Source organism: Sphingobium fluminis, assembly GCF_037723805.1.
Classification (GTDB): Bacteria; Pseudomonadota; Alphaproteobacteria; order Sphingomonadales; family Sphingomonadaceae; genus Sphingobium.
This window is the reverse complement of record NZ_JBBJUK010000004.1, coordinates 221,850-247,622: the sequence shown is the minus strand read 5'-3', so window position 1 is coordinate 247,622 and position 25,773 is coordinate 221,850. Positions and strand designations below refer to the sequence as shown.

Here is a 25,773-nt window from a genome sequence, read left to right as displayed (position 1 = left end):
GGAGGCTTACGCAGTGGCAACGAAGGTAGCAATTAACGGATTCGGACGCATTGGCCGCCTGGTGGCGCGCGCGATCCTGTCGCGCACGGACCATGACCTCGAGCTGGTCAGCATCAACGATCTGGGCGATGCGCAGGCCAACGCCCTGCTGTTCAAGCGCGATTCGGTTCACGGCAACTGGAAGGGCGACGTCAGCGTCGATGGAAGCTTTCTCGTCATCGACGGCAAGCGCATCGCCGTGACCGCCGAGCGTGATCCCGCCAAGCTGCCGCATGCGGCGCAGGGCGTAGCAATCGCGCTGGAATGCACCGGTATCTTCACGACCAAGGACAAGGCGAGCGCGCATCTGACCGCGGGCGCCAAGCGCGTCATCATCTCCGCGCCCGGTACCAATGTCGATCGCACCGTCGTGTTCGGCGTCAACCATGACGCGCTGACCGCCGACGACATCGTCATTTCCAACGCCAGCTGCACCACCAACTGCCTGGCCCCGCTCGCCAAGGTGCTGAACGACGCCATCGGCATCGAAAGCGGCTTCATGACGACGATCCACAGCTACACCAACGACCAGAATACGCTGGACCAGCTGCACAGCGACATGCGCCGCGCCCGCGCCGCTGCGCTTTCCCAGATCCCGACCTCCACCGGGGCTGCCCGTGCGGTGGGCGAAGTTCTGCCTGAGCTGAAAGGCAAGCTCGACGGTTCGTCGATCCGCGTGCCCACGCCCAACGTCTCGGTTGTGGATCTCAAGTTCATTCCGGGCCGCCCCACCACGAAGGACGAGGTCAACGCCCTGCTGAAGGCCGCGTCGGAATCCGGACCGCTCAAGGGCGTGCTTGGCTATTCGGACGAGCCGCTGGTGTCGATCGACTATAATGGCGATCCGCGCAGCTCGACCGTCGATAGCCTGGAAACAGCGGTCGTCGACGGCAAGCTGGTGCGTGTGCTGAGCTGGTACGACAATGAATGGGGCTTCTCCAACCGCATGATCGACACGAGCGGCGTGGTGGCGAAGTTTCTGTAAGCATCCGCCGGAGGCAGTTACAAATACCCGTTCGTCCTGAGTAGCCACTGAGCTTGTCGAAGTGGCGTATCGAAGGATCGAGGTTGCGCATGATCCTTCGATATGGGTCTTCGACTTCGCTCAGCCCCTACTCAGGACGAACGGATACATATTCAACCGGGGTATCCACATGACCAAGCCGTTCAAGACGCTCGACGACATGGGTGACATCAGCGGCAAGGCCGTGCTGGTGCGCGAAGACCTGAACGTGCCGATGCAGGATGGTTCGGTCAGCGACGACACGAGGTTGCGGGCGGCGATGCCCACGGTGCTGGAACTGGCGGATCGAGGCGCGAAAGTGCTGATCCTCGCGCATTTCGGTCGCCCCAAGGGTCAGAAGAACCCCGAATATTCACTGAGCAAGATTACGCGTCCGCTTTCGGCCGTTCTTGGCCGCGAAGTGCAGTTCATTCCCGATTGTCAGGGACAGGCGGCGATCGACGGCATCGCCGTGATGCGGCCCGGCGATATCGCGATCCTCGAAAACACGCGTTTCCACGCTGGCGAGGAAGCCAATGATCCGGCGCTGGCGGATGCCATCGCCGCGATCGGCGACCTTTATGTAAACGACGCTTTTTCAGCCGCGCACCGCGCGCACGCTTCGACCGAAGGGCTGGCGCGCAAGCTGCCAGCCTTTGCCGGGCGCTCGATGGAAAAGGAGCTGGATGCGCTGACGGCGGCGCTCGGGCAGCCGGTGCATCCGGTCGCGGCGGTCGTTGGGGGTGCCAAGGTTTCGACCAAGCTCGATGTGCTCAACAACCTCGTCACCAAGGTCGATCATCTGATCATCGGCGGCGGCATGGCGAATACCTTCCTGCATGCGCGCGGCGTGGATGTTGGCAAGTCGCTGTGCGAGAAGGACCTGAGCGACACGGCCGACGCGATCTTCGACGCGGCGGAAGCGGCCGGCTGCATCATCCATCTGCCCTATGATGTGGTCGTGGCGAAGGAATTCGCCGCCAATCCGCCATCGGTGCGGACGTGTAATGTGCACGAGGTCGGCGCGGACGAGATGATCCTCGATGTCGGCCCGGCCGCCGTGGAAGCGTTGGGCGATGCGCTCAAAAATTGCCGGACGCTGGTGTGGAACGGGCCGCTCGGCGCGTTCGAAATGGCGCCCTTCGATGCGGCGACCGTGGCGTTGGCCAGGACGGCAGCCGCGCTGACGAAGGATGGCAGCCTCGTGTCGGTGGCCGGCGGCGGCGATACGGTCGCGGCCCTCAACCATGCGGGCGTGGCGGATGATTTCACCTTCGTGTCGACCGCAGGCGGCGCCTTCCTCGAATGGATGGAAGGCAAGGATCTGCCGGGCGTCAAGGCGCTGATGGGTTGATCCGGGCGCCGGTCACCCCGGCGCCTTTGCCTGCAGGAGCGGCACCAGCACCGCATTGAGACCATCCAGATCGAACGCGCCGGACTGTGCGTACCGCAGCACCCCGGCGCGATCGATGACGAAATTGGTGGGGACGCCGGTCAGCGGTCCATAGGGTCCCTTGATCCGGCGCGCGGACGGAATCGCCATGGCCGCGAATAGTTTCCTGAGCTGAAAGAGCGGAACCGACCCTTCGGTCGTGATCGCAAAGACCCTGAGGCCATGCGGCTTCTGAAGCGCATAATAGCCGTCCAGCGTCGGCAATTCCTTGCGGCACGGTACGCACCATGTCGCCCAAAAATTCAGTAGCACGACCTGCCCTTTGAGCGAGGCGAGCGAAACCTTGCTTCCGTCCATCAGCGTCAGTTCAAAATCGGGTGCTGCACTGCCGATCCGGGGCGGGGTCGCTGCTGTCGCCATATCGGCCAGCAGAAAGGCTGCCGCAGTAATGGCCCATCGTGCGAATAGTCCCCCTCCCACAAAACCCCCTTTATTATGCCCCGACCTGCTTGCGCCCGCGCCGTCCCCGGGCATTACTTATCACGGTTGAGAAACCTGCCCAAATCCGTTACTGGCCCCCGCAATCTTTCGCGGTGCAGCAACAGGGACCTCATCTCATGCAATTTCAGGATATGTCGAAGAAAATCGAGCAGGGCGACGGCTTTATCGCAGCGCTGGACCAGAGCGGCGGTTCTACGCCCAAGGCGCTGGCCGGCTACGGCATAGAAGAGGGCGCATGGGATAGCGAAGAGGCGATGTTCGGCCTGATCCACGACATGCGCAGCCGCATCATCTCGTCGCCGGTCTTTACCGGCCAGAAAGTGCTGGGCGCGATCCTGTTCGAACGGACGATGGACGGCCAGGTTGGCGGGGTATCGACCGTCAAGGCGCTGCTCGATCGCGGCGTCGTGCCTTTCATCAAGATCGACAAGGGGCTTGAGGATGAGGCCAACGGCGTTCAGCTGATGAAGCCCAATCCCACGCTCGATACGCTGTTGCACCGCGCCAAGGCGCTGGGCGTGTTCGGCACCAAGGAGCGCTCGGTCATCCACCTCGCCAATCGCGAAGGCATAGCCGCCGTGGTAAGGCAGCAGTTCGAAGTCGGTCAGCAGATCCTTGCCGCCGGTCTCGTGCCCATCATCGAGCCGGAAGTGAACATCAAATCGGCCGAGCGCGCGCAGGCCGACCAGATCCTGCTCGAAGAACTGCTCAAGGCGCTCGACGCGATGCCGGGCGATGACAAGGTGATGCTGAAGCTGTCCCTGCCGGTGCAGCCGGGCCTGTTCGACCCGCTGGTCGATCATCCCCGCGTGCTGCGCGTCGTGGCGCTTTCGGGCGGATTCGCGCGGCCCGAGGCCTGCGTCGAACTGGCCAAGAATCGCGGCATTATCGCCAGCTTCAGCCGGGCGCTGCTCAACGACCTGCGCTTTCAGATGAGCGATGACGAGTTCAACGCCTCGCTGGGCGGCGCGATCGACGAGATCCACGCCGCGTCGACCGCCAAGTCGCCGGTGGCTGCCTGATCGATCGATGAAGGGCCGGGCGCATGACCGCTCCGGCCCTTCACGGCCTTTCGCCCGGCGCCCGACTGCGGTAGGGCGCTTCGCATGACCGATTTCACCGATGATGAGCTGGCGCTCGATCCGCACTTCGCCGACCAGTTCGACCGAGGCTTTCGCCCCGCCTGCCAGCTCTATCTGATTTCGCCCCCCACGATCGACGATCTTTTCGTCGACCGGGTGGCCCGCGCGTTCGACGGTGGCAAGGTCGCCGCATTTCAGCTGCGGCTCAAGGGGCTCGACGATCATGCGATCGCGAAGGCCGCCGAACCGCTGCAACGGCTGTGTGCGGACCGGGAAGTGGCGTTCATCATCAATGACAGCATCGGCCTCGCCAAGCGGCTGGGCGCGGACGGCTTGCATCTGGGGCAGGAGGATGGCGATCCGCGCGAGGCGCGCAAAGCGCTAGGTCCCAAGGTGCAGATAGGCGTGACCTGTCACGACAGCCGGCATCTGGCGATGGAAGCGGGCGAAGCAGGCGCGGACTATGTCGCGTTCGGCGCTTTCTATCCGACGACGACGAAGGAAACGCATCATCGGCCCGAGCCGTCGATCCTCGGCTGGTGGACGACGCTGTTCGAGCTGCCCTGCGTGGCGATCGGCGGCATCACGCCGGCCAATGCCGCACCTTTGGTGGCGGCAGGCGCGGATTTCCTGGCGGTTAGCAGTGCAGTATGGGGCCATGAGGCCGGACCGCAAGCGGGGGTGGCGGCCTTTGCAGCGATAACGGGGTAGGGGGTGCGCCCCCTTGCCCTCGTGCGCGTCGGCATGTAGAGGCCCCGGCAGCCCGAAAAGGCCGGCTCTTTTCAACCACAGACATATAGGCAGGCTCTTCCCATGAAGATCAGCGGCGTAGACATTCGTCCCGGCAACAATATCGAATATGAGGGCGGCCTGTGGCGCGCCGTCAAGATCCAGCACACCCAGCCCGGCAAGGGCGGCGCCTATATGCAGGTTGAGCTGAAGAACCTGATCGACGGCCGCAAGAACAACGTCCGCTTCCGTTCCGCTGAAAGCGTCGAGCGCATCCGGCTCGACACCAAGGATTTCCAATATCTCTATGCCGAAGGCGACATGCTCGTCTTCATGGACCAGGAAACCTACGAGCAGATCAATCTGCCGCAGGAATTGCTGGGCGACGCCGCCGACTTCCTTCAGGACGGCATGGAAGTGACGCTGGAAATGTATGAGGAGCGGCCGATTTCGGTGCAACTGCCCGACACGATCGAGGCGACGGTGGTCGAAGCCGACGCGGTGGTCAAGGGGCAGACGGCCTCGGCCAGCTACAAGCCCGCGATCCTCGACAATGGCGTGCGCGTCATGGTGCCGCCGCACATCGTCAGCGGCACGCGCATCGTCGTCGACGTCTATGCCCGCGAATATGTGAAGCGCGCGGAGGGATGAAGGTGCGGCGGGCACTTGTGGCTGGCGGTCTGGCGCTCCTGCTTGCGCCGACAGCGCAACCTGTAACCGCGCCAGCTTCGGCCGCGCCAGTGCTCGCCACGCCGACCAAAGCCGATCTGGATGCCGCCGCCTTCAAGCTGCGCGTCATTATCAGCGCGCTACAGTCGCCATCGGTCGAAACGCCGTTGAAAAATATCCTGTTCGCCTGTCTGTATGAAAATGCGATGGGCCAGATCAACGCCGAGGCGGACAAGGTGATCGTGGCGAACAAGCTCGACCGCACAAGCACGAGCGATGTCCTGACCGTCGTCGCTGGTGTCTGTGGCTACCGCCCGCCAGCCGCCGCGGCAACCAAGCCCAGATAACTGTCCCGACAGACTCTTCCCCCCGGAAGATGGAGAATTACATGGTATCGCATTCCGGCCTCCTCACCGTCATGGAGCGCGCCGTTCGCAAGGCGGGCAGCAAGCTGCGCCGCGATTTCGGCGAGGTCGAACAACTTCAGGTGTCCCGGAAGGGGCCGGCCGACTTCGTGTCGATGGCCGACAAGAAGTGCGAGGAAACGCTGGTCGAAGAACTGCAGAGGGCGCGGCCCGACTGGGGATTTCTGCTGGAAGAAGGCGGCGTGATCGAAGGCGATCCGAACAAGCCGCGCTGGATCATCGATCCGCTCGACGGCACCACCAACTTCCTCCACGGCATCCCGCATTTCGCGATCTCGATCGCGGTGGAAGAGCCGATGTATGGCGGCAAGAAGGAGATCACCACCGGCCTCGTCTATCAGCCCGTCACCGACGAAAGCTATTGGGCGGAAAAGAACCGGGGCGCGTGGCGGCACGATCAACGGCTGCGCGTGTCGGCGCGGCGGGATATGGCCGATTGCGTGATCGCAACCGGCATCCCGTTCATGGGGCATGGCGATTTTGCGCAGTGGACGCGCATCTTCGGCGCGGTTGCTCCTTCGGTCGCCGGTCTTCGCCGTTTCGGCGCGGCGTCGCTCGATCTCGCCCATGTCGCGTCGGGCCGCTATGACGGCTATTGGGAAAGCGGCATCCAGCCGTGGGACATTGCGGCCGGCATCCTGCTGGTGCGCGAGGCCGGGGGGTTCGTCACCGATTTCCGCGGTGGCGACCAGTCGATCGAGCGTAAGGAAGTGATCGCGGGCAATGATGCGATCCACAGTAAATTGCACAAGCTGGTCGCCGGCGCGCTACGCTGAGAAACCATGGAGCAAAGCCTTTGCGCGGCTTGGATTTTTGCGAATCATTCTCAGTCCTGCCACCCCTTGCTTCGCATATGCAGCGGGCCTAAAGCGCCCGCATAGTCCTTTTCGCCCAGGGGATACCATTGGTCGATCTCGCTCAATATCTGCCGATTCTGCTCTTTCTGGGCGTTGCCCTGCTCCTGTCGGGGACGTTCGTTTTCCTGCCGATGCTCGTCGGCAGGCTGACGGGCGCACACAAGCCCGATCCGGCAAAACTCAGCGAATATGAATGCGGCTTTCCCGCGTTCGAGGAGCCGCGCAGCCAGTTCGACGTGCGCTTCTATCTCGTCGCTATCCTGTTCATCATCTTCGACCTGGAAGCCGCGTTCCTGTTCCCGTGGGCCGTGAGCCTGGACCAGATCGGCTGGGCCGGCTGGTCGACCATGATGATCTTCATAGCGGAGCTGGTGCTCGGCCTCGTCTATGCATGGAAGAAGGGAGCACTCGATTGGGAGTAGAACTCACGAGCCCCGCGCCCGGCACTTTGCCGCCGCAGGGGACGCAACCCGACCAGAGTTTCTTTGAATCGCTGAACGGCGAGGTCAATGACAAAGGCTTCCTTGTCACTTCGACCGAAGACCTGTTTCAATGGGCGCGCACCGGATCGCTGTGGTGGATGACGTTCGGCCTCGCCTGCTGCGCGGTCGAGATGATCCATGTCAACATGCCGCGATACGATATGGAGCGCTTCGGGGCCGCACCGCGCGCCAGTCCACGCCAGAGCGACGTGATGATCGTCGCGGGCACGCTGTGCAACAAGATGGCCCCGGCGCTGCGCAAGGTTTACGACCAGATGTCGGAACCCAAATATGTGATCTCCATGGGGTCCTGCGCCAATGGTGGCGGCTATTATCATTACAGCTACAGCGTCGTGCGCGGGTGCGACCGGATCGTGCCGGTCGACATCTATGTGCCCGGTTGCCCGCCGACTGCCGAAGCGCTGCTATATGGCGTGATGCAGTTGCAGCGGAAGATCCGCCGCATCGGCACGATCGAGCGCTAAGATGGGCCATTCCGCACCCCGGATCGCGACCATCGACGGTATCGCGCAGGAGCTTTCGGGCCTGCTCGGCTCGATGCTGATCGAGACGATCGAGCATGCCGACGAACTGAGCTTCGTCGTCGCGCGCGAGCGCATCGCGGACGCGCTGCGGCTGCTGCGCGACGAGGCGCAGTATCAGCAGCTGATGGAGATCGCTGGGGTCGACTATCCCGAGCGGCCCGAGCGGTTCGAGGTCGCCTATCATCTGCTGTCGGTCACGCGGAATCACCGCGTGCGCGTCAAAGTGTCGACCGACGAGAATATCCCGGTGCCGACCGTCACCCATATCTGGCCGGTCGCCGGCTGGCTCGAACGCGAAGTGTTCGACATGTATGGCGTGATCTTCGAGGGGAATACCGACCTTCGCCGCATCCTGACCGACTATGGGTTCAAGGGGCATCCGTTCCGCAAGGACTTCCCGCTGACCGGCTATGTCGAGATGTGGTATAGCGAGGAGGACAAACGCGTCGTCTATCGGCCGGTCAAGCTGGCCCAGGATTTCCGCAGCTTCGATTTCATGAGTCCCTGGGAAGGCGCGCAATATGTGCTGCCCGGCGACGAAAAGGCAGGGCAGGCGCCCGGCGCACCGACGCCTGCGCCCGCTGCTTCGTCACCGCCCGCCGCGCCGAAGGGTGCCGAGGCCGGGGCGACGCCCAAGGTGACGGAAAAGACCGAAGATACCGGCGCGGGCGAGCCCGCCAACAAGGAAGCCGCCAAGGCGACCGGGGAAAAGCCGGTGCAGGAAGGTGCGGCCACATCGTCCGGCGACGTCAAGGCAGAGCCTGGCCATAATGAAGGCGCGATCCAGGCCGGCAGGGATTATGGCGCGGGCAAGACGGAGGATAAGGCATGAGCTTGATGCTCGCCCGGTCCCCGTTCGCCCTGAGCATGTCGAAGGGCTTTGCGGAGCGAAGCGAGGTGCCTTCGCCGCGCTCAGGCGAGGGCTTCGACTTCGCTCAGCCCGAACGGACATTGGTATCTGGTCCGGAGGCCGATCATGGCTGATTATCTCGAAAAGCTCGATCACAGGATCGACGCGGACGACCCGTCGTTCGGCGATACGCAGATTCAGAATTACACGATCAATTTCGGTCCGCAGCACCCGGCCGCGCATGGAGTGCTGCGGCTCGTCATGGAGCTGGACGGCGAACTGGTCGAGCGGTGCGACCCGCATGTCGGTCTGCTCCATCGCGGCACCGAAAAGCTGATCGAGCACAAGACCTATTTGCAGGCGCTGCCCTATTTCGACCGGCTCGATTATTGCTCGCCCATGGGGATGGAGCATAGCTATGTGCTGGCGATCGAGAAGCTGCTAAACCTGGAAGTGCCGATCCGCGCGCAATATCTGCGCGTGTTCTTCGCCGAACTGACCCGCATCAAGAACCATATGCTCAACCTTGGTTCGCATGTGATGGATGTGGGTGCGATGACGCCGAACCTTTGGCTGTTCGAGCTGCGCGAAGATCTGATGAACTTTTATGAGCGGGCGGCTGGCGCGCGCATGCATGCGGCCTATTTCCGGCCAGGCGGGGTGCATCAGGATGTGCCGCTCAAACTGCTGGCCGACATCGCCGACTGGCTAGACACGCGATTGCCGCGCCTGTTCGAAGATGCGATTTCGTTGGTGGCGGACAACCGAATCTTCAAACAGCGCAATGTCGATATCGCCATCGTCAGCAAGGAAGACGCGCTGAAATGGGGCTTTTCCGGGCCGATGCTGCGCGGGTCGGGCATCGCCTGGGACTTGCGCAAGAGCCAGCCTTATGACGTCTATGAGCGGATGGAATTCGATATTCCGGTCGGCACCAATTATGACTGCTACGATCGCTTCATGGTGCGAGTCGAGGAGGTCCGCCAGTCGGCGCGGATCATGAAACAGTGCCTCAACGACATGCCGGAAGGGCCGGTGTCGAGCTTCGACCGCAAGGTCTCGCCCCCCAAGCGCGGCGAGATGAAACGGTCGATGGAGGCGCTGATCCATCACTTCAAGCTCTATACCGAGGGCTTCCACGTTCCGGCGGGCGAGGTCTATGTCGCGACCGAAAGCCCCAAGGGCGAATTCGGCGTGTTCCTCGTCGCGGACGGCAGCAACAAGCCCTATCGCTGCAAGATCCGGCCGACCGCGTTCAGCCATTTGCAGGCGATGGACTTCATGCTGAAAGGCCACATGCTCGCCGACACGACCGCCGTCCTGGGCGCGATGGATATCGTGTTCGGGGAGTGTGACCGGTGAAGGAAACCTCGATCTTCTTTGATGTCGTCATCCCAGCGAAGGCTGGGATCTCAGGCGGCTGCGCTCAACTTAATGAGACCCCAGCCTTCGCTGGGGTGACGGTGTTATAAATGGCTGACGCACCCCATATCCCCGACGAAGCCGAGACCCGCGCGCGCTGGGGCGCTTTTGTGTGGACGGCGGAAAATGCCGAGCAGGTCAAGACGATCATCGCCCGCTATCCCGCCGGCCGCCAGCAGTCCGCCGTGATGCCGCTGCTCGACCTCGCCCAGCGGCAGGTTGGGGCAGAGACGCAGACCCAAGGGTGGCTGCCCGTGCCGGTGATGGAATATATCGGCGACCAGCTCGATATGCCCTATATGCGCGTCTATGAGGTCGCGACCTTCTATACGATGTATAATCTCGCCCCGGTCGGCCGCTATCATGTGCAGGTGTGCGGCACGACGCCCTGCATGCTGCGCGGCTCCGACGATGTGTTCGCGGCCTGCAAGAACAAGGGGCTGGTGAAGGGTGCGACCACGCCCGACGGCCTGTTTACGCTCACCGAAGTCGAGTGTTTAGGCGCGTGCGCCAACGCGCCGATGGTGCAGGTGAACGACGATAATTATGAAGACCTGACCTATGACAGCATGAGCGCCGTGCTGGAGACTCTGGCCGCCGGTGGGCAACCCAGGATCGGGCCGCAGATCGAACGCCAGACCAGCGCGCCGGAGGGCGGGCCGACGACGCTCAAAGAGATGGTTACAGAGAATCATGATTATCGGGGGGCGTGGTCATGTTTTTGACCTCCACCCAAGCCCCGTTCGCCCTGAGCTTGTCGAAGGGTGGGTCTGAGCTTGTTGAAGGCACTTCGCCTTTGGCTCAGTGGAAGGCTTCGACTTCGCTCAGCCCGAACGGGTTTGGCCTGGCGAGGGCCGCCGCATGAGCGCCCTCGTTGCCATCATTCTTGGCCTCATCATCTTCGTGGTCGCGCTGAAGATCATCGGCGCGGTGCTGGGGCTCGTCATTGGCCTCGGCCTTGCGCTGGTGGCTTATTTCGTCGCAGAAAAACTGATCGGAAAGGGCCGCTGATGGCCGACGAGACCGCTCCTCCCGCGCCGCCGCCCTTCGTCGGGCCGCTGGCGGACAAGGACCGCATCTTCACCAACGTCCATGGCTATCAGGACTGGGGCATCGACGCGGCGATGAAGCGCGGCGACTGGGACAATACCAAGGCGCTGCTGGAGATCGGGCAGGACGCGATCGTCGAGCGGATGAAGGCGAGCGGCCTGCGCGGACGCGGCGGCGCGGGGTTCCCGACCGGCCTCAAATGGAGCTTCATGCCCAAGGAAAGCAAGGACGGCCGTCCAAGCTTCCTCGTCATCAACGCCGATGAATCCGAGCCGGGGTCTTGCAAGGACCGCGAGATCATCCGCCATGATCCGCACAAGCTGATCGAAGGCGCGCTGGTCGCGGGCTTCGCGATGCGGGCGCGCGCGGCGTACATCTATATTCGCGGCGAGTTCATCTATGAGGCGAAGGTCCTTTTCGCCGCCGTTGAGCAAGCTTATGCCAAGGGTTTCATCGGCAAGAATGCCTGCGGGTCTGGCTATGATTTCGACGTGTTCGTCCATCGTGGCGCGGGCGCTTATATCTGCGGCGAGGAAACCGCGCAGATCGAAAGCATCGAGGGCAAAAAGGGCCAGCCGCGCCTGAAACCCCCGTTCCCGGCGGGCGCGGGCCTCTATGGCTGTCCGACCACGGTCAACAATGTCGAGAGCATCGCGGTATCGCCGACGATCCTGCGGCGTGGGCCGGAATGGTTTTCGGCCATCGGCCGCCCCGGTAATGTCGGCACCAAGCTGTTCCAGATTTCGGGCCATGTGAACAAGCCCTGCGTCGTCGAAGAGGCGATGGGCATTCCGTTCCGCGAACTGATCGACCGGCATTGCGGCGGCATCCGTGGCGGCTGGGACAATCTGCTCGCGGTGATCCCCGGCGGATCTTCGGTGCCGCTGGTGCCCGCGCGCGAGATCATGGATGCGCCGATGGATTTCGACGGGCTGAAGGCGCTGGGATCGGGCCTCGGCACGGCGGCGGTCATCGTCATGGACAAGTCGACCGATATCGTCCGCGCGATCAGCCGCCTGTCCTATTTCTACAAGCATGAAAGCTGCGGCCAGTGCACGCCGTGCCGCGAAGGCACCGGCTGGATGTGGCGCGTGATGGAGCGGCTGCGCACCGGCGAGGCTGACATTGGCGAAATCGACATGTTGCAGGAAGTCACCAAGCAGGTCGAAGGCCACACGATCTGCGCGCTGGGCGATGCGGCAGCCTGGCCGATCCAGGGCCTGATCAAGCATTTCCGGCCGGAGATCGAACGGCGCATCAACGAGCGCGGCGCGCCGATGATGGAGGCAGCGGAGTAATCATGCTTAAAGTCACCGTAGACGGCATCGAACTCGAAGTTCCTGCGGGCGCGACCGTGCTCCAGGCGTGCGAGCTTGCCGGCAAGGAAATTCCGCGCTTCTGCTATCATGAGCGGCTGAGCATCGCCGGCAATTGTCGGATGTGCCTGGTCGAGGTTGCGCCGGGTCCGCCCAAGCCGCAGGCGAGTTGCGCGCTGCCCGCCGCTGACGGGCAGATGATCCGCACCGACAGCGCGATGGTGAAGAAGGCGCGTGAGGGGGTGATGGAGTTTCTGCTCATCAACCATCCGCTCGATTGCCCGATCTGCGATCAGGGCGGCGAATGCGATTTGCAGGACCAGTCGGTCGCCTATGGCCGGGGTCGCAGCCGCTTTGACGAGAACAAGCGCGCCGTCACCGAAAAATATATGGGTCCGATCGTCAAGACCGTGATGACCCGCTGCATTCAGTGCACCCGCTGCGTGCGCTTCGCCGAGGAAGTCGCGGGCGTGCCGGAGATCGGCGCGATCGGGCGTGGCGAGAATATGCAGATCACGACCTATCTCGAGCATGCCGCCAAGAGCGAGCTGTCGGGCAATGTGGTCGATTTGTGCCCAGTTGGTGCGCTGACGAGCAAGCCCTATGCGTTCGAGGCGCGACCATGGGAACTGAAGAAGATTTCGGCGATCGACGTGATGGACGCGATCGGCACCAACATTCGCATCGATGCGCGGGGCCGTCAGGTGCTGCGCGTGCTGCCGCGCATCAACGACGATGTGAACGAGGAATGGGCGTCGGACAAGACGCGGCATCATGTCGACGGGCTGGTGCGCAAGCGGCTGGACCGTCCCTATGTGCGGCGCGACGGCAAGCTGGTGTCCGCGACGTGGGACGAGGCATTCGCGGTGATCGCGGCGGTCCAGCATGGTGGGTCGGTCGCTGCGATCGCGGGCGACCTGCTCGATTGCGAGACGATGTTTGCGGGCAAGCTGCTGGTAGAAAAGCTGGGCGGGACGATGCTCGAAGGGCGTCAGACCGGGCTGCAATATGATGTGTCGAGCCTGTCGGCGGTGAATTTCAATTCGACGCTGAACGGCATCGAGACGGCGGACGTGATCCTGCTGGTGGGGACCAATTTGCGTTGGGAAGCGCCGCTGGTGAACACGCGCATCCGCAAGGCGGTGAAGAAGGGCGCTAAAGTCTTTGGCGTGGGGCCGGAGTTCGACCTGACCTATAAGGTCGAGTGGCTCGGCAACGATGCGTCGCTGCTGGGCAAGCTGCCTGACGCGGTGGTCGAGGCGTTTAGCAAGGCCGCGCGGCCCGCGATGATTGTGGGTGGTGGCGTGCTGGCCAAGGACGGGGCGCATGGCGATTCGCTGGCGCTGGTCGAGACGCTCGGGCTGATCAAGGATCAGTGGAACGGCTATAATGTGCTGCATTTCGCGGCGGCGCGTATGGGCGGGCTGATGCTTGGCTTTGCGACCGATGGCGGGATCAAGGCGATCGCGGCGGCTGCTCCGAAACTGCTGTTTGCGCTGGGCGCGGACGAGATGGATTATTCTGCGTTCGAGAGCAGCTTCAAGGTCTATATCGGCCATCATGGCGACAAGGGCGCGCATGGCGCGGACGTGATCCTGCCGGGCGCGAGTTATGCCGAAAAGGCGGGCACCTATGTCAATCTGGAAGGCCGGGTGCAGCGCGGCGAGAAGGCCGTGTTCGCGCCGGGGGATGCGCGCGAGGACTGGTCGATCCTGCGGGCGCTGTCCGATGTGATGGGCGCGACTTTGCCGTTCGACAGTTTTGACGCGTTGCGCGCGCAGATGGCGCAGGCGGTGCCGGCACTGGGTGTCGAGGGCCTGGCGACATATGGCTGGTCGGTCCCTTCGCTCGCAACCGGTGCGAGCGGTGAACTGGGTTCGCCGATCAAGGATTTCTACCTCACCAACGCCATCTGTCGCGCCAGCCCGACGATGCAGCAATGTTCGGCGGAACTGATCCACGGCGAGACTTTCGCGGAGGCGGCGGAGTGATGTGCAATGTTGGATTGGATATTCGATGCGCTTTTCTCAAGCCTGCCTTGGAGGGTCTGGCTGGGTATCATCATTCTGGCTGGGTTGCTTATAGCGCTGCTTGTAACAGCTGGCTGAACGGGGCAGCGAAATGACCGCTTTCTTCCAGGCGCATCTTGGCGCGTCCTACGACCTCGCATGGTTCCTTTCGACCATCATCGGCATCCTCGTGATCGCGCTGCCGGTCATGCTGGCGGTGGCGATGATCATCTATGCGGACCGCAAGATCTGGGCGGCGATGGCGCTACGCCGGGGGCCGAACGTGGTCGGGCCGTTCGGCTTGCTCCAGTCGTTCGCGGATGGCCTCAAGGTTTTCCTGCAGGAAACGATTATCCCGTCGGCGGCGAACCGCGCGCTGTTCTTGATCGCGCCGATCATCACCTTCACGGTGGCGCTGATCGCCTGGGCGGTGGTGCCGTTCCAGGCAGGCGTGGTGCTCGCCAACATCAATGTCGGCCTGCTCTATATCCTCGCCGTGTCGTCACTCGGTGTGTATGGGATCGTGCTGGCGGGCTGGGCGTCCAACTCCAAATATCCCTTCTATTCGGCGATTCGCGCCAGCGCGCAGATGATCAGCTATGAAGTCTCGATCGGCTTTATACTGATCTGCGTTGTTTTGTGGGCGGGCAGTTTCAACCTGACCGCGATCGTCGAGAGTCAGCGCGGCTATTACGGCTTCGTCAACGGTAACGGCTTCAATCCGCTGCTCTTTCCGATGTCGATCATGTTCCTGATCTCGTCCATGGCCGAAACCGCGCGCGCGCCCTTCGATTTGACCGAAGCGGAAAGCGAGCTGGTCGCGGGTTACCAGACCGAATATTCGTCGATGGCGTTCGCGCTCTACTGGCTGGGCGAATATGCCAACGTCATCCTGATGTGCGCGCTCAACGCCATTTTGTTCTGGGGTGGCTATCTGCCCCCCTTCGACTGGGCGCCGCTTTATTTGGTGCCGGGCATCCTCTGGCTGTTCGCCAAGATCCTGTTCTTCTTCTTCGTCTTCTCCTGGGTGAAGGCGACGGTGCCCCGCTACCGTTACGACCAGCTGATGCGGCTGGGCTGGAAGATCTTCCTGCCGACCTCGCTGTTCTTCGTCTTCCTGGTCTCGGGCTTCCTCATGCTGACGCGCTATGGAGGCGCACAATGAGCCTTGCTTATTATATCAAGAGCTTCACCCTCTGGGAGTTCGTGAAGGCGCACGCGCTGACCTTGAAATATTTCTTCAAGGCCAAGGCGACGATCAACTATCCCTATGAGAAGAACCCGATTTCGCCGCGGTTCCGGGGTGAACATGCGCTGCGTCGCTATCCCAATGGCGAGGAACGCTGCATCGCGTGCAAGCTGTGCGAGGCGGTGTGCCCGGCGCAGGCGATCACCATCGAGGCGCAGCCGCGTGACGATGGCAGCCGCCGCACCACCCGCTACGATATCGACATGACCAAGTGCATCTATTGCGGTTTCTGTCAGGAAGCCTGCCCGGTCGATGCGATCGTCGAAGGCCCGAATTTCGAGTTCGCGACCGAAACGCGCGAGGAGCTGGTGTACGATAAGGCCAAGCTTCTTGAAAATGGCGACAAATGGGAACGCGCGCTCGCCGCGAACCTTGCCGCCGATGCGCCCTATCGGTAATGGGCGCGATGTCTGATTCAAACCCGTTCGGGCCGAGCCTGTCGAAGCCCTTTACTGAGCGTAGCGAAGTGCTTCGCCTCCGCTCAGCAGTGCCCCTCGACTTCGCTCGGGGCGAACGGATGATGGGGGGGCTTCAGGGCCAATGATCCACGTCCTAGCCTTTTACCTGTTCGCCATCCTCGTGGTGAGCAGCGGCGCGCTCACTATCTTGTCGCGCAACCCGGTGCATTCGGTGCTGTGGCTGATCCTCGCCTTCTTCAACGCGGCGGGGCTGATGATCCTGCTCGGCGCGGAATTCATCGCGATGCTGCTGGTCATCGTCTATGTCGGCGCGGTCGCGGTGCTGTTCCTGTTCGTGGTCATGATGCTCGACATCGATTTCGCCGAGCTGCGCGCGGGCTTCGTGGACTATCTGCCGTTCGGCATATTGCTGTCGCTGGTGCTGCTGGCGGAGATTATCCTGGGTATCGGCATCTGGAGCGTCGGGCCGATCGAACTGGGCCAGCGCGTCGCGCCGACAGCGCCGGACGTGTCGAACATCCAGGCGATCGGGGTGTTGCTCTACACCCGCTACATCTTCCTGTTCGAAGCGGCGGGTATCGTCCTGCTGGTCGCGATGATCGGCGCGATCGTGCTGACGCACCGCGCTCGGGGCGGGGTGAAGGGCCAGAATATCGCCAAGCAGAACCGCCGTCGTCCGCAGGATGCCGTGCGCAACGTCAATCAGCCCTCAGGGCAGGGGGTGGAGCTGTGACGCAGTCCACAAACCCAACCCCGTTCGGGCTGAGCCTGTCAAAGCCTTCCACTGAGCGGAGTGAAGTGCCTTCACTTCGTTCAGGCGAACCCTTCGACTTCGCTCATGGCGAACAGATGATTTTTACGGGGGCAAGCGCATGATCGGCCTGCAACATTATCTGGTCGTCAGCGCGATCCTGTTCGTGATGGGGGTGCTCGGCATCTTCATCAACCGCAAGAATGTCATCATCATCCTGATGGCGATCGAGCTGATCCTGCTGAGCGTCAACATCAACCTGGTCGCGTTCAGCGCGTTTCTAGGCGATCTTGTCGGGCAGGTGTTCAGCATGTTCGTGCTGACCGTCGCGGCGGGGGAGGCGGCGATCGGCCTTGCCATCCTCGTCATCTATTTCCGTGGTCGGGGCACCATCGCCGTTGACGATGTCAACCGGATGAAGGGCTGATGCGAGCCAATAATATCCGTCATGCCAGCGCAGGCTGGCATCTCCCTTCTTTTGCCGTGGCAGAAGAAAAGTGGGATCCCAGCGTTCGCTGCGATGACGAAGGGGGTGTGACTCTGTGATCCAGCTTATCGTCCTTCTTCCGCTGCTTGCGGCGATCATTGCCGGGCTTGGCAATAAAGCGCTTGGGCGTTTGCCCGCCAAGATCGTGACTACCGGCGCCCTGTTCGTCAGTTGCGCGCTCAGTTGGCCGATTTTCATCGGTTTTCTCACCGGTCATAATGAAGCGACCGTCGCCCCCCTGTTCACCTGGATCCAGTCGGGCAGCTTCGACGCGCAATGGGCGCTTCGGGTCGACGCGATGACGGCGGTCATGCTGGTCGTCGTCACCAGCGTGTCGAGCCTCGTTCACCTGTATAGCTGGGGCTATATGGACGAGGATCCGGACCAGCCGCGTTTCTTCGCCTATCTCTCGCTCTTCACCTTCGCGATGCTGATGCTGGTGACAGCGAACAATCTGCTCCAGATGTTCTTCGGCTGGGAAGGGGTGGGTCTCGCCTCCTATCTGCTCATCGGCTTCTGGTTCAGAAAGCCGTCCGCCAATGCGGCCGCGATCAAGGCGTTCGTCGTCAACCGCGTCGGCGATCTCGGCTTCATGCTTGGTATTTTCGGCACCTATCTGGTGTTCAACACCATCTCGATCCCCGAAATTCTGGCCGCCGCGCCGTCCATGGCCGGATCGACCATCGGTTTCCTGGGCGCGCGCTTCGATACGATGACGGTGCTGTGCCTGCTGCTGTTTATCGGCGCATGCGGCAAGTCGGCGCAGCTTGGCCTGCACACCTGGCTGCCGGACGCGATGGAGGGCCCGACGCCTGTGTCGGCGCTGATCCACGCGGCGACGATGGTCACTGCCGGTGTTTTCATGGTGTGCCGCCTGTCGCCGATGTTCGAAACCTCGCCGACCGCGTTGCATGTCGTGACCTTCGTCGGCGCGGCGACCTGTCTGTTCGCGGCGACCGTCGGCACGGTACAGACCGACATCAAGCGTGTCATCGCCTATTCGACCTGTTCACAGCTTGGCTATATGTTCTTCGCGGCGGGCGTCGGCGCTTATGGGGCGGCGATGTTCCACCTGTTCACGCATGCCTTCTTCAAGGCGCTGCTGTTCCTGGGCGCAGGCTCGGTCATCCACGCGATGCACCATGAGCAGGACATGCGCTATTATGGCGCGCTGCGTAAGGAAATCCCGATCACCTTCTGGACGATGACGCTGGGCACGCTGGCTATCACCGGCGTCGGGTTGCCGCTCGTCGGCTATGGCTTTGCCGGCTTCTATTCGAAGGACGCGATTCTGGAGAGCGCCTTCGCCGCTGGCGGGGCCGGCACGGGCGCGTTCATCGTCGGCGTGCTGGCGGCGCTGCTCACCAGCTTCTACAGCTGGCGGCTCGTATTCCTGACTTTCTTCGGCAAGCCGCGCTGGGCGGCATCGGAGCATATCCAGCATGCGCTGCACGACGCGCACGGCCATGGGCATGACGATCATGCGACCCACGGCCATGGCGCGGAGGGGGATAATGCCCCGGCGCAGGAAAATGCGGGGCACGATCCACACGCGCATGGCGCCGATCCGCACCATCTGCCCACCGGCACCGGCGGCTATCATCCACATGAAAGCCCCTGGGCCATGCTGGTGCCGCTGATCGTTCTCAGCCTGGGGGCGGTATTTGCCGGCTTCCTGTTTCACGACCAGTTTATCGGTCCCGAAGGCGGCGAGGCCTTCTGGAAGGGTGCGCTCGCGTTCGACAGCCATCTGATGCATGCGAGCCATGAGGTCCCGACCTGGGTCAAGTTCGCGCCGTTCACGGTGATGCTGACCGGCTTCGCGATCGCGTGGGCCAGCTACATCAGGCATACCGACTGGCCGCAACGCTTCGTCGGGCAGTTCGGTGTCCTTTACGACTTCCTGCTGCACAAATGGTATTTCGACGAATTGTATAATGTGATTTTCGTCAAGCCCGCCTTCGCGATCGGTCGCTTCTTCTGGAAGTTCGGTGACATTGGCTTCATCGACCGCTTCGGCCCCAATGGCCTCGCCGCGCTGGTGGTGCAGGGGGGCAAGGTCACGCGCCGGCTGCAATCCGGCTATCTTTACACTTACGCGCTGGTGATGCTGATCGGGCTCGCGGCGGCCGCAACCTGGGCGATGACACGATAATGGACGGCTTCCCCATCCTTTCGCTGATGATGGCAGTGCCGATGGCGGGGGCCATCGCCTGTCTGTTCGTCGATCCGCCCAAGGCGCGCTGGATAGCCCTGCTGGCGACGCTGGCCGATCTGGTGCTGGGCGCGTTGCTCTGGGCCAGCTTCGATCAGGGGCCGGGCGCGGCGCAGTGGCAGTTCCACGAATTTGCGCCGCTGTTCGGGCGGTTCGCCTGGTCGGTCGGGATCGACGGCATCGCGCTGATGCTGATCGTGCTGACCGTATTCCTGATGCCGATCTGTATCGGCGCGAGCTGGAATGCGATTCAAAAGCGCGTCGGCGAATATATGGCGGCGTTCCTGTTCATGGAGGTGCTGATGATCGGCGTCTTTACGGCGCAGGATCTCTACCTCTTCTATGTGATGTTCGAAGCCGGGCTGATCCCGATGTACCTCATCATCGGCATCTGGGGCGGGGCGGACCGCATCTACGCCTCTTACAAATTCTTTCTCTACACGTTGCTTGGATCGGTGCTGATGCTGATCGCGATGATGTGGATGGTGCATGAGGCGGGCACGACCGATATTCCGACGCTGATGGCGTATAATTTCGATCCGAAGGCGCAGACGCTGCTGTTCCTTGCCTTCTTCGCCAGCTTTGCCGTCAAGATGCCGATGTGGCCGGTCCATACCTGGCTGCCGGATGCGCACGTCCAGGCGCCGACCGCTGGTTCCGTGATCCTGGCGGGCGTGCTGCTCAAGATGGGCGGCTATGGCTTCATCCGCTTCTCGCTGCCGATGTTCCCGGAAGCCTCGGCGCAGCTCGCCTGGCTGGTCTGGGGCCTGTCGATGGTGGCGGTCGTTTATACCAGCCTCGTCGCGCTGGTGCAGTCGGACATGAAAAAGCTGATCGCCTATTCATCGGTCGCGCATATGGCGATCGTGACGGTGGGTCTGTTCGCTTTCAATCAGGCGGGTATCGAAGGCGCGATGATGGTCATGCTGGGCCATGGCCTTGTCTCGGGCGCGCTGTTCCTGTGCGTCGGTGTCATCTATGACCGGCTGCATACGCGTGAGATAAGCCGCTATGGCGGCCTTGCCATCAACATGCCGCGTTATGCGACATTGTTCCTGCTGTTCACCATGGCGTCGGTCGGCCTGCCGGGCACGTCGAACTTCGTCGGCGAATTTCTGGCGCTGATGGGCATTTATCAGGCGTCGAGCTGGGTGGCGCTGGTCGCGACGACCGGCATCATCTTGGGCGCAGCCTATATGCTCTATCTCTATCGCCGTATTTGCTATGGCGAGCAGAAGAATGCCGACGCCGCCGCCATGCCGGATCTGGACGCGCGCGAAATTTGGCTGTTGGCGCCGATCGCCGCCGCCGTGCTGTGGATGGGCGTCTATCCCGAAAGCTTCCTTGCGCCGATGCGACCCGATATCCGGGCGCTCGAAGCGCGGCTCGCATCCGCTGCTCCGGCAGGGGATTCGCATATCAGGATGGGCGCGCCCCGTCTCGCCAGTGAGCCCGCCAGTGAGGCGCATCACGAAGCTTCTGCGCACGGGGAGGGGCATTGATGCTGATTTCTGTCCATCATCATCCCGACGGATGCCGAGATTTCCGTTCCTATCATGCGACCGACTCAAGAAAGCGGGATTCCAGCTTTCGCTGGAATGACGGGGTATAATTCCGATGATCGATTCCGCTTCCCTCCTTGCGGTACTGCCCGAACTTATATTGACCGCAGGCGGGCTGATCCTGATGCTGGTCGCCGCCTATGCCGGGGACACGAGCGCTCGCCTTGTCACCTGGCTGTCGGTGCTGACGCTGGTCGCCGCCGGACTCGCCTTGTCCTGCTCGCTCGCCCATGGGCCGGACGCGTTCGATGGGCTGGTGCGGGCTGACGCCTTTTCCGTCTATGCCAAGGCGCTGATATACGGCGCGGCGGCGGCGGCGATCCTGCTGGCGCCGCGCCATTTCCTGAGTGACGGCGCGCTGCGGCCTGAATATCCGATCCTGATCCTGTTTTCGGCGATCGGCATGGGCATGATGGTGTCCGCCGGCGATCTGCTGACACTCTATGTCGGGCTGGAGATGCAGAGCCTTGCCGCCTATGTGCTGGCGAGCTTCATGCGGCAGGATGAGCGCTCCTCCGAGGCTGGCCTCAAATATTTCGTGCTGGGTTCGCTCGCGAGCGGCATTCTGCTCTACGGCGTGTCGCTGCTCTACGGCTTCACCGGCACGACCAGCTTCGATGGGATTGCGGTCGCACTCGGCGACGGGGTCGGCAAGGGCGAATTGTTCGGCATGGTGTTCCTGCTGTCGGGCCTCGCCTTCAAGATGAGCGCCGTGCCGTTCCATATGTGGACGCCCGACGTGTATGAAGGCGCGCCGACGCCGGTCACGACCTTCTTCGGTTCCGCGCCCAAAGTCGCGGCGATGGGCCTGACCATCCGGGTCGCGATCGAGGCACTGGGTCCCGCGGGCCTCGACTGGCAGCAGATCGTGATCTTCGTCGCACTCGCCTCGATCCTGTTCGGCGCGGTCGCCGCGATCGGCCAGACCAATATCAAGCGGCTGATGGCCTATTCGTCGATCAACAATGTCGGCTTCGCGCTGATCGGTCTCGCCTGCGGCACGCCGGCGGGCGTCGCGGCGACGCTCAGCTACCTCGCCATATACGTCGTGATGACGATCGGCGGGTTCGCCTGCATATTGCAGATGCGCGATTCCGACGGCAAGCCGGTCGAAACGATCGCGAGCCTCGGCGGCTTGTCGCAGTCGCGCAAGGGGCTGGCAGCCGCCTTCGCGATCACGATGTTCTCGATGGCGGGCATTCCGCCGCTGTTCGGCTTCTGGGCCAAATTCCTGGTGTTCGATGCGGCAGTCGCGGCGAATCTAACCGCGCTTGCTGCCTTCGGCATCGCGATGTCGGTGATCGGCGCCTATTATTATCTCAAGATCATCAAGACGATCTATTTCGATGAGCCGGCGCAACCCTATGAGGCGAAGGGCGGTGCGGTCGAGAATATCATCATGGCGGCCTGTTCCGTGGTGCTGGTCTTTGGCTATCTGCTCAATCCACTGCTCGACAGGGCCAGCGCGGCGGCGGCGGCGTCGCTATTCTGACTCATCTCCTGTTCGTCGAGGAGACCGGCTCCACCAACGCCGACATGCTGGCGCTGGCGGAGGAGGGGGCGGCTGAAGGAAGCTGGCTGCGAGCGGGCCACCAGACCGGCGGCCGGGGACGGATGGGGCGGCACTGGGAAAGTCCGCCCGGCAACCTCTATTGTTCGACGCTGGTACGGCTGCGCGCAGGCGATCCCCCGGCCCACAGTCTCGCGCTGGTGGCCGCCAATGCGGTTCACGCGCTGGTCGCGCCGCTCTGCGCGGGGCAGGTGCGGATCAAATGGCCTAATGACATACTGGTCGATGGCGCGAAGATCGCGGGCATATTGCTGGAGCGGACGGGCGACGCGGTAGTCGTGGGCATGGGCGTTAACGTGACCGGGCATCCCACGGGACTCGATCGCCCCGTGACAAGCTTATATGCGCAAGGCGCGGACGACGCCGAGGCCGGCCGGCTATTGGAGCGGCTGGCCAGTCTATTTGCCCATTGGCTGTCGATCTGGCGGGCACAGGGGCTGGAACCGGTGCGGATGCACTGGCTGGCCAACGCCCACCCGTCCGGCGCGCCGATGCGGGTCAACCTGCCCGATGGCGCTACGGTCGAGGGCCGATTCGACACGCTCGACCGGCAGGGCATGCTGATCCTGCGCTTGGAGAATGGCGACAGCCGTGCCATTCATGCCGGCGACATCCTTCTCATTTGAATCCGGGGGAGCCGGCCATGCTTCTCGCTATCGACGCGGGCAACACCAATGTCGTTTTTGCGCTGCTCGACGGGCGGGACATCCGCGCGCGTTGGCGCATCGCGACCGATCCGCGCCGGACGGCGGATGAATATGCGGTGTGGCTGAACCAGCTGCTGATGCTGGAAGGCTATGCGCTGGCCCAGGTCGATGCGGTGATCATCGCCACGGTCGTGCCCAAGGCGCTGCATAATCTTCAGGTCTTGTCCGAGAAATATTTCAAGGTCGTTCCGCAGGTCGCGGGGCAGGGTGCGGTCGAATGGGGCATCGATCTGGACGTGCAGGAGCCGGCATCGGTCGGCGCCGATCGGGTTGTAAACGTCATCGCCGCGCACCATCTTTACGAGGGCGATCTGATCGTCATCGATTTCGGCACGGCAACGACCTTCGACGTGGTCGATTATCGCGGCGCTTACAAAGGCGGCATTATTGCGCCGGGTATCAACCTCTCGCTCGATGCGCTTGTGGCGGCAGCGGCGAAACTTCCCCGGATCGCGATCGCTCCGCCCGAGAGCCGCTCGGTCATCGGCCGGACGACCGAATCGCAGATGCTGATCGGCGTATTCTGGGGCTATGTGGCGATGATGGAGGGGCTGGTCGCGCGGATGCGGAGCGAGATCGGCCGTCCGACCAAGGTAATTTCGACGGGGGGCCTCGCGGTCCTCTTCAACGACAACAGCGATATTTTCGATGCGATCGCGCCGGACCTGACGATCCAGGGTCTCGCGTTGCTGCACGAACGGAGTTTGAAAATATAATGACACCCGGAAATGAGTTGCTCTTCCTGGCCCTTGGCGGGTCGGGCGAGATCGGCATGAACGTCAATCTGTACGGTTGCCAGGGCAAATGGGTCATGGTCGACCTTGGCCTGACCTTTGCCGATCCGACCTATCCCGGCGTGGACCTGATCCTGCCCGACCTCTCGTTCATCGAGGAGCGGCGCAAGGATCTGCTTGGCATCGTCCTGACCCACGGTCATGAGGACCATATCGGCGCCATTCCGTACCTCGCCGCCGACCTTGGCGTGCCGCTTTACGCGACGCCCTTCACCGCCGGACTGATCCGGTTGAAGCTGGAAGAAGAGGGACTGAGCAAGGACGTCAAGCTGCACGTCATCCCGAATGAAGGCAGTTTCGCGCTTGGCCCGTTCGGCTTTCGCTATTTTCCGCTGGCGCATTCGATCCCCGAGGGCAATGCGCTGCTGATCGATACGCCTTATGGCCGCATTTTTCATACCGGCGACTGGAAGCTGGACGACCGGCCGCTACTGGGCGTGCCATCGACCCCGGCGCAGTTGACGGCGCTGGGTGATGAGGGCGTGCTGGCGCTGGTGTGCGATAGTACGAACGTCTTCAACGAACAGGCGAGTGGCTCCGAAGGCGATGTCCGCGAAGGGTTGATGCAAACGGTTGCGGGGGCCAAGGGGCGCGTGCTCGTCACCACCTTCGCCTCCAACGCCGCGAGGGTGCAGACATTGGGCGAGGTCGCGGCAGCGTGCGGACGGCAGGTCTGCGTCGCAGGGCGCTCGCTCGATCGCATCATCAAGACGGCGAAGGCGGCGGGCTACCTTAAGGATTTTCCGCCTACAGTGGACTGGGACGACGCCATGGCGCTGCCCCGCGACGAAGTGATGATCATCGCGACCGGTGGGCAGGGCGAGGCGCGGGCAGCGCTTGCGCGTGTCGCGTTTAACTCCCATCCGATAAAGCTCGTCGAGGGCGACCTCGTCGTCTTTTCATCCAAGCAGATACCGGGCAACGAGATCGCCATCGGCAACATCCAGAACGCGCTGGCAACCAAAGGCGTGCTGATGGTCACGGACCGGCAGGCCGAAGTCCATGTATCGGGGCATCCTGGTCGCCCCGAATTGCAGGCGATGTACGGCTGGATCCGGCCGGAGATATTGCTGCCCGTGCATGGCGAGCGGCGGCATATGGCGGAACAGGCGCGGCTTGGCCTTGCCAGCGGCATCGGCCAGGCGGTGGTTCAGTCCAACGGTGATCTGCTACGGCTCGCGCCCGGCCGGGCGGCGATCATCGGTCATCAAGAATCGGGGCGGCTGGTGCTGGACGGCGACGTCATCCTGCCGGCGGACGGGGCGACGATGAACGAGCGGCGCAAGGTCGGACTCCACGGGCAGATCAGCGTGGCGCTGGCGGTCGACGGCAAGGGCAAGCTGATCGGCCGACCGACGCTGCGCACGCTGGGCGTGCCGGTCGAGGAGGATAAGGACGCCTTTCTGAAGGAAGCGGCGACCGATGCTGCTGGCGTGGTCGGCAAGGGATCGCTGGAGGATGAGGCATTGCGCGAGCGGGTACGGCTGGCTGTGCGTCGCACGGCGACCCGCTGGACCGGCAAGAAGCCAATCGTCGACGTTCTGCTGATTCGCGCCTGAAAGGAAGCGCCGCCGAACCTGCCCGATTAGATCGCGGCAAGTTTCGGCATGGGCACACGGGTTTTGCTTCAATTGGCGGGCAATCCGC

Annotated in this window: 27 protein-coding genes; 26 read left to right on the top strand and 1 reads right to left on the bottom strand. The window is 62.8% G+C overall.

The features are described from left to right. The first annotated feature begins 13 nt into the window (after positions 1-13). The gene (gap, locus tag WG907_RS13265; protein ID WP_340233436.1) at positions 14-1,024 is read left to right on the top strand and encodes a type I glyceraldehyde-3-phosphate dehydrogenase; all 1,011 of its coding nucleotides are present in this window, start codon (positions 14-16) and stop codon (positions 1,022-1,024) included. A 169-nt stretch (positions 1,025-1,193) separates the two neighbouring features. Beyond that, positions 1,194-2,396: a phosphoglycerate kinase gene (locus WG907_RS13260; protein ID WP_340233434.1), complete on the top strand. Its 1,203-nt coding sequence runs from the start codon at positions 1,194-1,196 to the stop codon at positions 2,394-2,396. A gap of 12 nt (positions 2,397-2,408) precedes the next feature. Here WG907_RS13260 and WG907_RS13255 read toward each other — a convergent pair whose 3' ends face one another. Beyond that, positions 2,409-2,855 carry a TlpA family protein disulfide reductase gene (locus WG907_RS13255; protein ID WP_340233541.1) on the bottom strand — a complete coding sequence of 149 codons (447 nt, stop codon included), beginning with the start codon at positions 2,853-2,855 and terminating at the stop codon, positions 2,409-2,411. Positions 2,856-3,052: 197 nt separating this feature from the next. On the opposite strand from WG907_RS13255, the gene WG907_RS13250 reads away from it, so the two are divergent. The 24 genes from WG907_RS13250 to WG907_RS13135 all read left to right on the top strand — a co-directional run bounded on the left by WG907_RS13250 (position 3,053) and on the right by WG907_RS13135 (position 25,685). Continuing rightward, complete coding sequence (locus tag WG907_RS13250; protein WP_340233433.1) at positions 3,053-3,958, top strand: fructose bisphosphate aldolase; 906 nt, start codon at positions 3,053-3,055, stop codon at positions 3,956-3,958. 84 nt (positions 3,959-4,042) lie between these two features. Next, complete coding sequence (thiE, locus tag WG907_RS13245) at positions 4,043-4,729, top strand: thiamine phosphate synthase (RefSeq protein ID WP_340233431.1); 687 nt, start codon at positions 4,043-4,045, stop codon at positions 4,727-4,729. 102 nt (positions 4,730-4,831) lie between these two features. Then, a complete protein-coding gene (gene efp, locus WG907_RS13240; protein WP_340233429.1) occupies positions 4,832-5,398 on the top strand; it encodes an elongation factor P in 567 nt (188 codons plus the stop codon). Positions 5,399-5,400: 2 nt separating this feature from the next. Continuing rightward, positions 5,401-5,763: a hypothetical protein gene (locus WG907_RS13235; protein WP_340233428.1), complete on the top strand. Its 363-nt coding sequence runs from the start codon at positions 5,401-5,403 to the stop codon at positions 5,761-5,763. 41 nt (positions 5,764-5,804) lie between these two features. Continuing rightward, positions 5,805-6,617, top strand: coding sequence for an inositol monophosphatase family protein (locus WG907_RS13230; RefSeq protein ID WP_340233426.1), 813 nt, complete (start codon positions 5,805-5,807; stop codon positions 6,615-6,617). A gap of 128 nt (positions 6,618-6,745) precedes the next feature. Next, complete coding sequence (gene ndhC, locus WG907_RS13225) at positions 6,746-7,120, top strand: NADH-quinone oxidoreductase subunit A (protein ID WP_340233424.1); 375 nt, start codon at positions 6,746-6,748, stop codon at positions 7,118-7,120. After that, entirely contained in the window at positions 7,111-7,665 is a 555-nt protein-coding gene (locus WG907_RS13220) for a NuoB/complex I 20 kDa subunit family protein (protein ID WP_340233422.1), read from the top strand. The genes ndhC and WG907_RS13220 overlap by 10 nt, the downstream gene beginning before the upstream one ends. A gap of 1 nt (position 7,666) precedes the next feature. Further along, positions 7,667-8,557 (top strand): NADH-quinone oxidoreductase subunit C, encoded by an 891-nt coding sequence (locus WG907_RS13215; RefSeq protein WP_340233420.1) that lies wholly within the window; start codon positions 7,667-7,669, stop codon positions 8,555-8,557. Then, the gene (locus WG907_RS13210; RefSeq protein ID WP_340233418.1) at positions 8,554-8,709 is read left to right on the top strand and encodes a hypothetical protein; all 156 of its coding nucleotides are present in this window, start codon (positions 8,554-8,556) and stop codon (positions 8,707-8,709) included. Before WG907_RS13215 ends, WG907_RS13210 begins: the two co-directional genes overlap by 4 nt. Further along, positions 8,702-9,937 (top strand): NADH-quinone oxidoreductase subunit D, encoded by a 1,236-nt coding sequence (locus WG907_RS13205; protein WP_340233416.1) that lies wholly within the window; start codon positions 8,702-8,704, stop codon positions 9,935-9,937. Before WG907_RS13210 ends, WG907_RS13205 begins: the two co-directional genes overlap by 8 nt. Positions 9,938-10,047: 110 nt before the next feature. Then, the gene (locus tag WG907_RS13200) at positions 10,048-10,722 is read left to right on the top strand and encodes a complex I 24 kDa subunit family protein (protein WP_340233414.1); all 675 of its coding nucleotides are present in this window, start codon (positions 10,048-10,050) and stop codon (positions 10,720-10,722) included. 136 nt (positions 10,723-10,858) lie between these two features. Then, entirely contained in the window at positions 10,859-11,008 is a 150-nt protein-coding gene (locus tag WG907_RS13195; RefSeq protein ID WP_340233412.1) for a hypothetical protein, read from the top strand. Then, positions 11,008-12,345, top strand: a complete 1,338-nt coding sequence (gene nuoF / locus WG907_RS13190) for an NADH-quinone oxidoreductase subunit NuoF (RefSeq protein ID WP_340233411.1) — start codon at positions 11,008-11,010, stop codon at positions 12,343-12,345. The genes WG907_RS13195 and nuoF overlap by 1 nt, the downstream gene beginning before the upstream one ends. A gap of 2 nt (positions 12,346-12,347) precedes the next feature. Further along, positions 12,348-14,354 (top strand): NADH-quinone oxidoreductase subunit NuoG, encoded by a 2,007-nt coding sequence (nuoG, locus tag WG907_RS13185; RefSeq protein ID WP_340233410.1) that lies wholly within the window; start codon positions 12,348-12,350, stop codon positions 14,352-14,354. Between the two features lie 130 nt (positions 14,355-14,484). Beyond that, complete coding sequence (nuoH, locus tag WG907_RS13180) at positions 14,485-15,537, top strand: NADH-quinone oxidoreductase subunit NuoH (protein WP_340233408.1); 1,053 nt, start codon at positions 14,485-14,487, stop codon at positions 15,535-15,537. Then, entirely contained in the window at positions 15,534-16,019 is a 486-nt protein-coding gene (gene nuoI / locus WG907_RS13175; RefSeq protein ID WP_340233407.1) for an NADH-quinone oxidoreductase subunit NuoI, read from the top strand. Before nuoH ends, nuoI begins: the two co-directional genes overlap by 4 nt. Before the next feature lie 142 nt (positions 16,020-16,161). Further along, positions 16,162-16,773, top strand: a complete 612-nt coding sequence (locus WG907_RS13170) for an NADH-quinone oxidoreductase subunit J (protein WP_340233405.1) — start codon at positions 16,162-16,164, stop codon at positions 16,771-16,773. Positions 16,774-16,912: 139 nt separating this feature from the next. Further along, positions 16,913-17,218, top strand: coding sequence for an NADH-quinone oxidoreductase subunit NuoK (nuoK, locus tag WG907_RS13165; RefSeq protein ID WP_037463269.1), 306 nt, complete (start codon positions 16,913-16,915; stop codon positions 17,216-17,218). Positions 17,219-17,333: 115 nt separating this feature from the next. Next, positions 17,334-19,433, top strand: coding sequence for an NADH-quinone oxidoreductase subunit L (nuoL, locus tag WG907_RS13160; protein ID WP_340233403.1), 2,100 nt, complete (start codon positions 17,334-17,336; stop codon positions 19,431-19,433). After that, entirely contained in the window at positions 19,433-20,995 is a 1,563-nt protein-coding gene (locus tag WG907_RS13155; RefSeq protein ID WP_340233402.1) for an NADH-quinone oxidoreductase subunit M, read from the top strand. Before nuoL ends, WG907_RS13155 begins: the two co-directional genes overlap by 1 nt. A 115-nt stretch (positions 20,996-21,110) precedes the next feature. Then, entirely contained in the window at positions 21,111-22,547 is a 1,437-nt protein-coding gene (gene nuoN / locus WG907_RS13150) for an NADH-quinone oxidoreductase subunit NuoN (RefSeq protein ID WP_340233401.1), read from the top strand. Between the two features lie 8 nt (positions 22,548-22,555). Beyond that, positions 22,556-23,251, top strand: a complete 696-nt coding sequence (locus WG907_RS13145; protein WP_340233540.1) for a biotin--[acetyl-CoA-carboxylase] ligase — start codon at positions 22,556-22,558, stop codon at positions 23,249-23,251. 17 nt (positions 23,252-23,268) lie between these two features. Beyond that, entirely contained in the window at positions 23,269-24,048 is a 780-nt protein-coding gene (locus tag WG907_RS13140; RefSeq protein ID WP_340233400.1) for a type III pantothenate kinase, read from the top strand. Continuing rightward, positions 24,048-25,685, top strand: coding sequence for a ribonuclease J (locus tag WG907_RS13135; protein ID WP_340233399.1), 1,638 nt, complete (start codon positions 24,048-24,050; stop codon positions 25,683-25,685). The genes WG907_RS13140 and WG907_RS13135 overlap by 1 nt, the downstream gene beginning before the upstream one ends. Positions 25,686-25,773 lie beyond the last annotated feature (88 nt).